A 12,562-nucleotide genomic window follows, 5' to 3' on the forward strand; every position below is an offset into this window, starting at 1 on the left:
GCTGTTTCGGCGCAGGCGGCGGCAGGCCTTCGTCCTCGTCTTTGTCCAGGGTTCGAGAATGCCAGTCGATCATCCGATGCGCCGCCAGCTTCACGACGAGCTGCACGCGCGCCCGTCACTGTACTTCGAGGCCCCGTCGCTGGTCTGGCACGCCGCCTTCCACGTCGGCGGCCCCTCGTCCTGGGTGCCGCACACGCTTTACGGTGACGCCGAACTGACCCGCGACGGGAAGAGCGGCATCGCGGTCTGCGGGAACGGTCAGATCAAATGGGAAGTGCACAACGAGTTCATCTCGCTGACGCACGTCATGCCATGGAGCGGCAGCGTCGACCAAATGCCGGAGCCAGACCCCGCATGGGCCGAGGTGCTCGGCACTGTCCAGGGGCAGCTGCTCGTCTCGGTCGAGGTCCTGGTGACCACCGGGCTCGACGATCCCAGGATTTGGCTCCCGGGAGACGGGGAGGCGATTGCCTCGACCGTCGGGGGCGGCGAGGCCGAGGCATGGTCGACCTATCGGCTCGATGAGAACGGCTCGATCCGCATCGTACTGATGAACAAGAAGCTGAACCCCTATCGAACCGGGCGAATAGTCCGGCGCCTGCTGGAAATCGAGAACTACCGGATGATGGCGCTGCTCAGTCATCCGCTGTCGCAGGAGGCGTTCGCGCGATGCGCCGACTTCGAGAAGCGCCTCCAGCTGATCGTGAGCGCTCTTGGCGGTGCCGAGAGGAAGGCGGAGGCTTTGCTGGCGGAGATCGCCAAGCTTTCGGCCGACATCCTCGAGTTCTCCACCAAGACCCGCGTCCGCTTCGCGGCGACGGCTGCCTATGCGGACCTCGTCTTCGCCCGGCTGGAAGAGTTGCGTGAAACAAGGGTAGAGGGTCACCAGCGCATCGGCGTCTTCATCGACCGTCGGTTCCGCCCCGCCGTCCGCTCCTGCGAACAGGCGGACATGCGCATCGAGAGCTCGGCGGTCCGCGTGGCGCGGGCAAGCGAACTGCTGCGAACATCCGTCCAGGTCGAGTTGGAGCAGCAGAACGCCATGATGCTCAACTCGGTCGCGCAGAGAGTGGCGTTGCAGACCAAGCTTCAGGAGGCGGTCGAGGGCTTCTCCATCATCGCCATCAGCTACTACCTCCTGGGGATCATCAAGGTGGTGCTCGACGGGATGGGTGGCTTCGGCGAGGATTTCCACGCCCCGAAATGGATCGTGGTCGCCGCCGCGCCGGCGGTCATTTTCGCGGTCTGGTTCACCGTCCGACGCGTCAAGAACTCACTGACAGGCGGTCATTGACCGCGAGGGGCGGGCAAAGCACACCTCCCGATCGCCTTCATCCCAAAACGCGCGCGCCTTGAGTCATGGCGACATCAAGATTTCGCGCTCCCAAGCCTTCCGTAGGCCCTCTGCATCATTCTTGATGCTCTGCGCCATTCCTGTGACTCCTGTCCTTTAATGCGAACAAAACAGGAACAAATGCTTCACGTCTCGCGTCTATCGTGTCACGATCATACGGAGAATCAGGAGACTGAGATGCGCCAGGCAGAGCAGAAGATCGTCGTAGACGCTATCGAGGAAGACGTTCAGGAGGCCATTCGCATGTGTGATGGCGACCTGCGTCGCGCCATACGGGAGCTGATTCTGGGCCAGCGTGACATCGACCGGACGGTGTCTGCTGGCTATGTCCGTCGAGGGCTCCGGTCGTGAGTTGCGAGATCCATGCAGGATTCCTCACCGATATCGACGAACTCCGCCGAGACGCCAGACGTGACCGGATGGCTGTTCGGAAGGAGGCTTTGAATGAATTGATTGAGGCTGCAAGGTTGGTGGTGGACGCGGCCCTGCGCCACACCCTAGCGAACTCGGTCCGCTATCGGTTGAGGCGGGTGGTATCGGCATCATGAGCCAGCGCTCGAATTACATCGCCCCGATCCTGCGCTTCGATGGCAGCCACACTCGGCCGCAGCACACTGCTCGCTCAGCGCTGCTGCTGGCCTTACGTGAGCTGCCAGCCTCGACGTTCACGATGATCGCTGAAACCCCACGCAAGCGCTACTCGCCTGTGCACGACGAAGCAGCGAGAATTCTCGCTGAACATTTAGTCCTCAGCATGTGCCGGCATGTTGAGATGATCGAGCGGGAGGGTAAGCCCGGACATCGGTAAGTAGGAGGTATCGTCGGGAAGGTGCTGTAATCGGGACTACGAGAAAATTATATAAAGAACCACTGTCCAGAATACAGCACAGATGGCGAAGCCAATGATGAAGCCTCGAGCCGGAGAAAGGCCGACGTGGTTTATTGCTTCCTTTGCAGCCTTGAACGGTAGCCAGCCGACTGAAAGATACATTGCATGCCTTCCGTAGCGTCATCTCAATCCTTGATTGCATCTGCACGGAAAGAGATCAAGTAGGCGCTGGCGGTTACGTCCATTATCCTGACGACGCATGGACGATCAGGGAAGTCGATGGTGGCGAGGCAGACATATTCCGCGAAGCCGTCACGGCGACTGCCATCGTCGATGACGCCGACCTGCATCGCGTCAGAGAGACCGGTGTTCCCGCGCACGTCTTTGACGGTCTTCGGACGTCTTCGGGTCGTCCCATGCTGTGCCCGGCTCGCCGCGCGTGGCGGGGCGGTCCTTGGTTCCCACTGCGATTCTCTCTTGCAATTCGTTGCTCGCTGCCGGCATTGCCGGCGGTGGCGTTCAATACGGAGCAGCTTAGGGGATCAATTGGCCGAGCGCGATGCGCGCCGTTGTTGCCAAATTGCTATAAGGGATCAGCGGTGGGGAAATCGTTCGGCCCGTAAGCCTTTGATTTTGATGGTGGGTGTGCACAGGTTCGAACTGTGGACCCGCTGATTAAGAGTCAGCTGCTCTACCAACTGAGCTACACACCCATCAACGCGCGAGGCGCTGCCGGCATCTCGATGCCGACGAGGGGCTCTATAGCCAAGCTGTTTGCCTCTGTCCACCCGCATGGCGGAGATAAGCGGATGTTTTTCGCCCTGGCGTCGGTTTTTGCCGGCGGATGCTCTGCGCGGCCGTCCTGGCGTTGACGCTGGCGGTGACGGCAGATAGCCGTCGATGGGCGGGTGGCATCCGGCAAGGCAGCGGGGGAGACGGGCATGGCGACCAGTGAGACGGGGCCCGTCGGGGCGTTGGCGGGCTTGCGGGTCCTCGACATGTCGCGGATTCTCGCCGGCCCCTGGGTCGGCCAGACGCTCGGCGATCTCGGCGCCGAGGTGATCAAGATCGAGCGGCCGGGCGTCGGCGACGATACCCGCAGCTGGGGCCCGCCTTATGTTCGCAACGCCGCGGGCGAGGAGACCGGGGTCGCCGCCTATTATCTCTGCGCCAACCGCAACAAGAAATCCGTCACCGTCGACATCGCCGCCCCCGAGGGCCAGGCGCTGATTCGACGGCTCGCGGCCGAGGCGGACATCCTGATCGAGAACTTCAAGGTCGGCGGCCTCCGGCAGTACGGGCTCGACTATGCGGCTCTGCGCGCCCTCAATCCACGGCTGATCTACTGTTCGATCACCGGTTTCGGCCAGACCGGCCCCTATGCCGAGCGGGCGGGCTACGATTTCCTGATCCAGGCGATGGGCGGGTTGATGAGCATTACCGGCGCGCCGGACGGCAGCCCCGGCGGCGAGCCGCAGAAGGTCGGCGTCGCCATCACCGACATCGTCACCGGCCTCTACGCCTCGATCGGGATTCTGGCCGCCGTCAACGCCCGGCACCGGACGGGCGAGGGCCAGCACCTCGACATCTCGCTGCTCGACGCGCAGGTCGCGAGCCTTGCCAACCAGACGATGAACTATCTCGCCACCGGCGTCTCGCCGGTCCGGCTCGGCAATGCCCATCCCAACATTGTACCCTATCAGAGCTTTCCGACCGAGGACGGGGCGATGATCGTCGCTGTCGGCAATGACGGCCAGTTCGCAAGGCTTGCCGCTGTCCTCGGCCATCCCGAGTGGGCGAGCGACTCGCGCTTTGGCAGCAACCGCGAGCGGGTGGGGCACCGCGCCGTGCTGGTGCCGATGGTCGCCGCGGTGACGGCGACCGGCCCGACCCGCCGCTGGGTCGCCGCCTGCGAAGCGGTCGGCGTGCCTTGCGGCCCGGTCAACGCGATCGGCGACGTCTTCGCCGACCCGCACGTCGTCGAGCGGGGATTGCGGGTGGACATGCCGCACGCCGAGGCCGGCAGCGTGTCGCTGGTCGCGAGCCCGCTGCGCCTGTCAGAAACGCCGGTGCGCTACGACACGGCGCCGCCGGCGCTGGGCGCCGATACGCAAGCTGTCCTATCCGACTGGCTGGGGCTCGACGCCGGAGAGCTGGCCGATCTAGCCGCCCGCGGCGTAATTTGAGCCAAGCGACGGCGCTTTGCTGCTGCTTCTGGCCGGCAATACCTCGGGCGGCGGGGCGCCGTGCCCTCAGCGGGCAGTCCGCCGTTCGTCCGAGGGACTTATGACTTCCTTCACCATCCCTCTGTATTAACGAGGCTTTCGGCCGGCCTTCATCTCGGTTCAACCGGTGCGGGTGCAGGCTGCGCGGCGTCGATCCGGGTTCGCCCGCCGGCCTGTTGGGGGAAGCACTGGGATGGACGCGCGCCTGATGACACGTCGGTCGATCTACGTCGATCTCGATGGCACGCTGATCAAAAGCGACCTGTTATGGGAGACCCTCTTCACGCTGGCGCGCCAGCAGCCGGCAGCGCTGCTGCAGCTGCCGTTCTGGCTCCTGAAGGGCAAGGCCTTCCTGAAAGCCGAGATCGCCCGGCGCATCGACTTCGACGCCAGCCAGCTGCCCTATCGTCCCGAAGTTCTCGCCGCGATCACGGAGGCCCGGGATGCCGGCCACCGGGTGGTGCTGGCGACCGCCGCCAATGAGCGGCTGGCCGAGGCGGTGGCGGCGCACCTCGGGATCTTCGACGCGGTGCTGTCGAGCGACGGGGCGGTCAACCTGTCCGCCGAGCGCAAGCTCGCGCGCATCCGCGCCGAGAATGACACCGACGGTTTCGGCTATATCGGCAATTCGCGCGACGACATCTGCCTGCTCGAAGCCGCCGACGAGCCGGTGGTGGTGGCGCCCGACCGGGCGGCGGCGGCCTGGCAGAAGAACACCGGCGCAAGGCTCATCGCCGGCGACGGAGCAAGCCTTGCCGGCCACTGCCTGAAGGCGATGCGCCCGCACCAGTGGACCAAGAACCTCTTGGTTTTCGTGCCGCTGGTGCTGACGCACGAATATTTCGACCTGACGATGATGATCGAGGGCATCACTGCCTTCTTCAGCTTCTCGTTTGCGGCGTCCGCCGTCTACATCCTTAACGACCTCCTCGACCTCGCCTCCGACCGGCGGCACAAGACCAAGCGGAACCGGCCATTCGCCGCCGGCGCGGTGCCGATCCCGGCCGGACTGCTGCTGGGGCTCGGCCTGATGGCGGCGTCGGTGCTGCTTGCCCTGACGCTCAATCCCTTGTTCCAGCTGGTGCTGTTCGCCTACGTCGTCCTCACCACGCTCTACTCCTTCGCCCTGAAGCGCATGCTCCTGATCGACGTGATCACGCTCGCCTCGCTCTATACCGTGCGGATCGTCGCCGGCTCGACGGCGGCCAATGTCGACGGCTCGTTCTGGCTGATGGCGTTCTCGGTGTTCTTCTTCCTGTCGCTGGCCCTGGTGAAGAGGTTTACGGAATTGCTGGCTTTCGGGGCGGGCGCCGACCGTGCCACGACCGGCCGCGGCTATCGCGACGTCGATCTCGACACGCTGGCGCAGGCCGGCATGGCCTCGGGCTTCGCCTCGGTCATGGTGCTCGCGCTCTACATCGACTCGGTCGAGATTCGCGAGCTCTACGCGCTGCCCTGGATGCTCTGGCCGCTTTGCCCGCTGGTGCTCTACATCATCGTCCGCATCTGGATTCTGGCGCGGCGCAACGAGATGCACGAGGATCCCGTCGTCTTCATCCTGCGCGACTGGCGCAGCCAGATCATGATCGCCGCGGGCGCGGTGATGTTCGTCGTCGCCGCCTATGTCTGATTTTTCCAGCTGGGGCAGGGTCTTCGCCGATCGTGGCCGCGCCGCTATCACGGCGGAGGAGGGCGCCGCGCTGCGCGGCGCGGCCGGCAGCCTTCTGCCCTACGGCAATGGCCGGTCCTATGGCGACAGCTGCTTCAACGATGCCGGCACGCTGATCGACAGCCGCCGGCGCCACGCGGTGCTGGCCTTCGATCCAGAGAGCGGGCTGATCGAGGCCGAGGCCGGCATTCTCCTGGCGGAGATCACGCGCCATGCCGCGCCGCACGGCTGGTTCCTGCCGGTAACGCCCGGCACCCAGTTCGTGACCCTCGGCGGCGCCATCGCCAACGACGTGCACGGCAAGAACCACCATCGTCGCGTCACTTTCGGGCGCTGGGTGCGGCGGCTGGAGTTGCAGCGCTCGGACCGCGGACCGCTCGGCTGTAGCGCCGAGAACGAGCCCGCTCTGTTCGCTGCGACGATCGGCGGCATGGGGCTGACCGGGCTGATCAGCACCGCGACGATCCAGTTGATGCGGGTGCCGTCGCTGACCATCGCGCAGACGACCACGCGGTTCAGCGGCCTCAGCGATTATTTCGAAATCGCCGAGGCCGCGGACGAGCGGCACGAATATGCCGTCGCCTGGATCGACACGATGAGCCGCGGCGCAGCTTTCGGCCGCGGCCATCTTCTCGCTGGCGACCATGCGGCGACGGGCGACCGCGAAGGCGTTGCGCGCCCGCCGGTCGCCACGGTACCGCTGACGCCGCCGGTCAGTCCCTTGCGCGGTCTGGCGCTGAAGGCTTTCAACGAACTCGTCTATCGCAAGGCGCCGGCCGGGACGAGCCGAAGCGAAGTCCGGTTCGACAGCTTCTTCTACCCGCTCGACCGGGTCGGCCGCTGGAACCGGCTCTACGGTCCGAAAGGGCTCTTCCAGCACCAGAGCGTCGTCCCCTATGGCGATGCCGAGGCGGTGGTCCGCTCCTTGCTCTCCTGCGCCCGTGCGCACGGTCAGGGCTCGTTTCTGACGGTGCTGAAGCGTTTCGGGGATCTGCCGAGTCCGGGTCTCCTGTCTTTCCCGATGCCCGGCTACACGCTGACGCTCGATTTCCCCCACCTCGGCGACAGGACGCTGAGACTGATGGCCGACCTCGACCGGTTAACCATCGCGGCCGGCGGGCGCGTCAATCCCTACAAGGATGCCCGCATGTCGGCGGAAACCTTCGCCGCCTCCTTTCCGGACTGGCGCGCCCTCGAAGCGCAGCGCGATCCGGCGATCATGTCGGACTTCTGGCGGCGGACGGCGGGACGTCTCGGCGCCTCGGGGTAGTCGGTACGACATGCTGGCGTCGGTAGGAGTTTCTTCACCGTGCCGAGGGATTGCCGTTCTTCCGCGGGCAAGGGAGGCAGCGGGTTTAACCTCCCGGACTCCCGGGCCTGCTAAGCCGAAGGGAGCAAATAGTCCCGACGGAGGCATTGATATTCCGATGGGACGTCACCGGTCCTCCCGGAAGGGGCCGACACCGCCGGCGCGACCGCCAGGATGCGACCGCCAAGACGAGGGCCGAATGACGAAGTACATCCCCTTCATCCTCTTCACGGTGCTGACCAACGCCGCCGCGCAGGTCTCGCTGAAATACGGCATGATGCAGCTGGGCACGCTGAGCTTTGCCGGCACGAACCCGGTGCTGAAGCTCCTGCAGATCGTGTTCAGCCCGTTCGTCTTCATCGGTCTCTGCATCTTCGTCATCTCGATGGCCTCGCACCTCTTCGTCCTGTCGAAGGTCGAGCTCTCCTTCGCCTATCCCTTCCTGTCGCTGGCCTATGTCGTTGTTGCCGTCATCGCCTATTTCCTCTTCCATGAGGATCTCAACGCCCTGCGCATTGGCGGGATCGCGCTGATCTGCGTTGGCACCGTGCTGATCGCGCAAGGCGGCACTACGGTGCATGGCGAGACCGACGCGACCAGCATGTCGAACCCGGAGGTGAAACCATGAAGCATGTGATCTTCGGCGGCGACGGATTCGTCGGCCGCCATCTTGCGGAAAAGCTGGTCGCCGACGGCGAGGAGGTGGTGGTCGCCGACATCGTGCGCAGCGACCTACCGCATTACGCGGAGGTGCGCTACATCCAGGCGGATGTGACCGATCCCGCCGCGGTGCGCGGCGTGCCGATGCAGCCCGGCGACCAGGTCTACAACCTGTCGGCCAAGATGCTGTCGCCGATCCAGGTGCGGGCAAAACGCCACGATTTCTTCTTTCCGGTGAACTACACCGGCACGCACCACATCATGGAGGCGATGGCGGCGGCCGGGGCGACCAAGCTCGTCCACTTCACCACCGACATGATCTACGGCCACACCAAGGTCTTCCCGATGACCGAGGAGCATCCGGTCGAGCCGCTCGGCGAATACGGGCTGTCGAAGTGGCGGACCGAGGAACTTGCCGTCGAATGGCGCCAGCGCGGCCTCGACATCGCGCTGTTCCGGCCGCGGCTGATAATCGGCCCCGGCCGCCTCGGCATTCTCGAAAAACTGTTCAAGCTGATCGACGCCAACCTTCCGGTGCCGATGATCGGCTCGGGCAAGAACCCCTATCAGTTCATCTCGGTGTTCGACTGCGCAGAGGCCGCCCGGCTCGCTTGGAAGGCGGGAACGCCGAACGAGGCGTACAACCTCGGCTCGCTCAACCCGCCGCCGGTTAGGAAGCTGCTCGGCGACCTCGTGCGGCATGCCGGTTCGAAGTCGATCCTCCTGCCGACGCCGGCCTGGGCGGTGAAGAAGACGCTCGACTTCCTCGACCTTCTGAACATGCCGCTGATGGACCCCGAGCAGTACCTGATCGCCGACGAGAACTGCGTGCTCGACGTCGGCAAGGGGGCCCGGCAGCTCGGCTGGGTTCCACAGTACCGCGACGAGGACATGCTGATCGCCGCCTACAGCGAATACCGGGCGAAGAAGGAGGGCAGATCCGCCCCTGCCTTCGCCGAAGCCGCCGAATAAGGAGAGTGACCATGCTCGATCGTCTTTCGGTGCCTGCCCCGACCCTCATGCCCTCGGGCCTCGCCACGGCCGCGGAAGCGCCCTTGCACCGCGGCCCCGTCAAGCCGCCAATGCTCACCGTCGCCGATGCCAAGGCACTCGACGTCGGCACCATGGCCGACCTCTTCAAGGACCACATCAACCCCGGCCAGTTCCACTTCATGAAGCTGCTGGGCTTCCACAAGGTGAAGGTCGAGCGTGCCGAGGGCATGTTCTACATCGACCAGAATGGCCGGAAGATCCTCGACTTCTTCGGCGGCTTTGGCTCGCTCGCCTTCGGCCATAACCATCCGCGCATTCTCGAAGCGCGCAAACAGTTTCAGGACGAGAAGCGGCACGAGATCGCCATCGCCTTCCTGTCGCAGTATGCCGCGGCGTTGTCGAAAAACCTTGCCTCGGTCAGCCCCGGCGATCTCGACATGGTCTTCCTCGGCTCATCCGGTTCGGAGGCCATGGAGGCGGCGATCAAGGTCGCCGAGCGCGCCTCGGGCCGCAAGAACTGCAAGATCGTCCACGCCGAGAATTCCTTCCACGGCAAGACCAAGGGCGTCCTGTCGATCACCGACAGCCCGCTCTACCAAGGCGAGTTCAAGCTGGTCGACAACCGCTACAAGGTGCCTTTCGGCGATCTCGAGGCGCTGACCGCCTGTGTCGCCAGCGATCCCGAGATCGGCGTCGTGGTGCTGGAGACCGTGCAGGGCGGTGGCGGCATCATCGAGGCGACCACCGACTACTGGCACGGCGTGCGCGCGCTCTGCGACAAGCACAAGGTGATGTGGGTCGCCGACGAGGTCCAGTGCGGCTACGGGCGTACCGGGCGCTTCTACGCCTTTGAGCACCACGGCGTCATCCCTGACGTCACCGCGCTCGCCAAGAGTTTTGGCGGCGGCAAGGCAGCGATGGCGGCGATGATCGCTCGGCGCGAGGTCTACATGAGGGCCTATGGCACGCCGAAGACCGCGATGATCCACGCCGCCGCGACCTTCGGCGGCATCGGCGAGGGCTGCGTCACCGCCATCGAGGCGCTGAACACGCTCTACGACGAGGATCTGATCGGTAATTCCGCGGAGGTCGGCGACTACCTCATCAAGCGCCTGCAGGTCATTCGCCAGCGCTATCCGAGCCTCATCAAGGAGGTCCGCGGCCGCGGCCTGATGGTCGGCATCGAGTTCCACGATTTTTCACGCACGCTCCCCTTGGCGCTGCGCCCCGTCGTGGCGATTCTCGACGACAAGCTGAAGGGCTCGCTGTCCGGCTTCATCGGCGCGCTGATGCTGCGCGACTACGACGTCCTCGTCGCCTTCACCGAGTACAACCGCAACGTCATCCGGCTCGAGCCGCCGCTGATCTGCACGACGGAGAACGTCGACCAGTTCTGCGATGCGCTCGACGATCTCCTCGACCGCGGCATCGTCTCGATCGTAAAGGACTTCATCAAGGCGCAGATGAGCTGAGCCCACCACTGCAAACGCAGAAGGCCGGACACGTCGTCCGGCCTTCTGCGTTTCAGGGCCTTGATAGGGTGAGCGTCAGCGCGGCGGAAGCAGTCCGCCGCGGACATAAGCGTCCCAACAAGGAGACAGCCGGATCTGGCGATGGCCCGTCAGCCCCGGCGCATAGAGCTTCAGGAGCAGTTGGTTGGCGTTCGTCACCGGGCAGAGCGGATAGAGTACGAGGTCCGTCGCGGCGACCGAGGCGAGCACGGCGCCATCGGGGTCCGGCACCGCGCGGAATGGGTCGGCGCCGATGGCGATGTGCCGCGGGGCGGTCCGGTCGAGCAGCCAGGGGAAGGGATTGACGAAGTTGAGGCTCATCACGGTCTCGAAGCGGACGCCGTTCGCAGCCTCATAAGCCTTCACCGCGCCGACCGCCTCGTCGACCGCCTTCAGCCAGGTGATCTGGAAGTCCGGCTCGGTGTAGAGCGCGAAGCCCGGCAGTTCGCCCGCGTTGGCGATGAAGTTCCAGGTCTCGGGGAAGCGCCGGTAGGCCTCGAGCATTGTCGACGAGCGCTGCAGCATTTCCGGTCGTTGTGAAACGGCGCCGAGCGTTCCGAGGTACTGGTGTTGGAGGACCTCGTACTTCGCCTGCCCAATGAAGGCGCGGGCGCTGCGCTGCAGGATGTCGAGCGCCGTCGGCAGCGTGGAGGCGGCGATAAGGCCGAGCACCAGCATGCTGTAGCCTGCCTTCGAACGATCTGCGCGCAAGAGAAGGGCAAGCAGCATCGGCCAGACGAAGATGAAGGCTTGCCCCCCGGTGTTCTGCGTCTCGACGAACAGGCCAGCCAGCACCGCGACGCCCAGCCAGGCGGCGTCGTGGTCGAGGAGGGTGGCGAGCGTGGCGGGACGTGGTCGCGCGCTCAGCGCGCGGGTTGCGGCGAGCACGGCTTTGCGATCGCGCCAGGCCAGCACCGCGGTCAGCGCGACCAGCGGCGCGAACGCGATGAAATGGATCGAGGCGGCCTGCAGGAAGCGCGGCAGCAGGCTGCCCTCGTTCTTGTCGAGGAGCTGCAGGATGTCGCCGACATAGGCGGAGACGAGCCCGAAACCGAGTTCCAGCGCTGCCAGACCGGCAAGGCAGATGAGCGCTGAGATGACCGCTGTGCGCAGCGCGATCCGGCCCGCGGCGAGGGCGAAGGCGCAGAGGGCGAGCGCGGCGATGACGCCGGTCACCTTCACCAGAAACAGCGCCAGCACCGTGCCCGCCATCACCATGGCCAAAGGTGCCTGCCGCTTGGTGAAAATGAGCGCGGCGGCGAGCACATAGAGCAGCTGGCAGACCTGGCGGTTGTAGATGCCAAAGCCGTCGACGCCGGGATAGGCGTAATATTCCTCGACGTTGAACGGGAGGGTCGAGAAAGCGAGGAAAGGGACCAGCAAAGCAAGGGCCGTTTTCCGTGAGCGCCGGTCGACGTCGGCGAGCACCAGCGCCATCAGCGGCGCCGAGACCAGCAGCAGCGACCATTGCGCTAGCAGTAGCGGTTGCGCCTCGGGAAACAGCTTGATGAGGCCGGCGAACAGGTAGTAGCCGAGCGGCCCGACCGGCGTGAAAAAATCGATCGCCGGGATCTGACCGGAGAAGATCCGGTTCGCCGCGTCGAAGTAGATGAACAGGTCCCAGTAGAACGGACCGATCGGCAGCGTCAGGGGGAGCGTCAGAAGGGCGGATAGGAAAAGGCAGGCGAGGCCGAGCCAGAGCAGCGGCGAGCCGAGGCGCGATCGTGGCGAGGGGAGTTCGGCGGTAGAGAACTGCGCCAACGGATCTATCCTGCGGTGGGTGCGTCCGATCGACAATGCTTACGGAGGGTTAAGGAAGTCGTGTCTGCGGGGCCTGATCTCGGTAGCAAGGTGTCGTTCCGCCGATTGTAGCCCACCGTTCCGGTTGTTTCTTGAGAAACCCGTATACCGAGACGAAGCCACTGCACGTAAAGGACTTGCTCCGCGCAGGGTTGACGGAGTTGTGAGTTGTCGGCGCAGCGCATCGCGGCGACGCTCACACCATGCGCGAA

11 protein-coding genes and 1 tRNA gene are annotated in these 12,562 nt (G+C 65.0%); 9 read left to right on the forward strand and 3 right to left on the reverse strand.

All coding sequences use genetic code 11. From position 1 onward, the window contains the following. Positions 1-58: 58 nt before the first annotated feature. The 3 genes from ACZLZQ_RS12690 to ACZLZQ_RS12700 all read left to right on the forward strand — a co-directional run bounded on the left by ACZLZQ_RS12690 (position 59) and on the right by ACZLZQ_RS12700 (position 2,162). Complete coding sequence (locus ACZLZQ_RS12690; protein ID WP_472949662.1) at positions 59-1,294, forward strand: DUF3422 domain-containing protein; 1,236 nt, start codon at positions 59-61, stop codon at positions 1,292-1,294. A gap of 237 nt (positions 1,295-1,531) precedes the next feature. Continuing rightward, positions 1,532-1,705 (forward strand): hypothetical protein, encoded by a 174-nt coding sequence (locus ACZLZQ_RS12695; RefSeq protein WP_472949663.1) that lies wholly within the window; start codon positions 1,532-1,534, stop codon positions 1,703-1,705. Positions 1,706-1,898: 193 nt separating this feature from the next. Continuing rightward, on the forward strand, positions 1,899-2,162 hold the full coding sequence (locus ACZLZQ_RS12700) for a hypothetical protein (RefSeq protein WP_472932415.1): 264 nt from the start codon (positions 1,899-1,901) through the stop codon (positions 2,160-2,162). A 206-nt stretch (positions 2,163-2,368) separates the two neighbouring features. Here the strand turns inward: ACZLZQ_RS12700 and ACZLZQ_RS12705 are convergent, their stop codons facing one another. Together ACZLZQ_RS12705 and ACZLZQ_RS12710 are read right to left on the reverse strand one after the other, a co-directional pair. Beyond that, positions 2,369-2,563, reverse strand: coding sequence for a hypothetical protein (locus ACZLZQ_RS12705; RefSeq protein ID WP_472949664.1), 195 nt, complete (start codon positions 2,561-2,563; stop codon positions 2,369-2,371). A gap of 257 nt (positions 2,564-2,820) precedes the next feature. Beyond that, positions 2,821-2,896: transfer RNA gene (locus ACZLZQ_RS12710), tRNA-Lys, on the reverse strand. Between the two features lie 228 nt (positions 2,897-3,124). Between ACZLZQ_RS12710 and ACZLZQ_RS12715 the strand changes: the two genes are divergently transcribed. From ACZLZQ_RS12715 to ACZLZQ_RS12740, 6 genes are all read left to right on the forward strand, one after another. After that, positions 3,125-4,369 (forward strand): CaiB/BaiF CoA transferase family protein, encoded by a 1,245-nt coding sequence (locus tag ACZLZQ_RS12715; RefSeq protein WP_472949665.1) that lies wholly within the window; start codon positions 3,125-3,127, stop codon positions 4,367-4,369. Between the two features lie 247 nt (positions 4,370-4,616). Continuing rightward, the gene (locus ACZLZQ_RS12720) at positions 4,617-6,038 is read left to right on the forward strand and encodes a UbiA family prenyltransferase (protein ID WP_472949666.1); all 1,422 of its coding nucleotides are present in this window, start codon (positions 4,617-4,619) and stop codon (positions 6,036-6,038) included. Continuing rightward, positions 6,031-7,347 carry an FAD-binding oxidoreductase gene (locus tag ACZLZQ_RS12725; RefSeq protein ID WP_472949667.1) on the forward strand — a complete coding sequence of 439 codons (1,317 nt, stop codon included), beginning with the start codon at positions 6,031-6,033 and terminating at the stop codon, positions 7,345-7,347. The genes ACZLZQ_RS12720 and ACZLZQ_RS12725 overlap by 8 nt, the downstream gene beginning before the upstream one ends. 238 nt (positions 7,348-7,585) lie before the next feature. After that, the gene (locus ACZLZQ_RS12730) at positions 7,586-8,014 is read left to right on the forward strand and encodes a DMT family transporter (protein WP_472949669.1); all 429 of its coding nucleotides are present in this window, start codon (positions 7,586-7,588) and stop codon (positions 8,012-8,014) included. After that, positions 8,011-9,018 carry an NAD-dependent epimerase/dehydratase family protein gene (locus tag ACZLZQ_RS12735; RefSeq protein ID WP_472949670.1) on the forward strand — a complete coding sequence of 336 codons (1,008 nt, stop codon included), beginning with the start codon at positions 8,011-8,013 and terminating at the stop codon, positions 9,016-9,018. The genes ACZLZQ_RS12730 and ACZLZQ_RS12735 overlap by 4 nt, the downstream gene beginning before the upstream one ends. A 47-nt stretch (positions 9,019-9,065) precedes the next feature. Continuing rightward, a complete protein-coding gene (locus tag ACZLZQ_RS12740; protein ID WP_472949922.1) occupies positions 9,066-10,511 on the forward strand; it encodes an aspartate aminotransferase family protein in 1,446 nt (481 codons plus the stop codon). Positions 10,512-10,586: 75 nt separating this feature from the next. Here the strand turns inward: ACZLZQ_RS12740 and ACZLZQ_RS12745 are convergent, their stop codons facing one another. Next, a complete protein-coding gene (locus ACZLZQ_RS12745; protein ID WP_472949671.1) occupies positions 10,587-12,311 on the reverse strand; it encodes a hypothetical protein in 1,725 nt (574 codons plus the stop codon). Between the last annotated feature and the right edge of the window lie 251 nt (positions 12,312-12,562).

The sequence above is a fragment of the Mesocryomonas lacus genome (assembly GCF_055730105.2).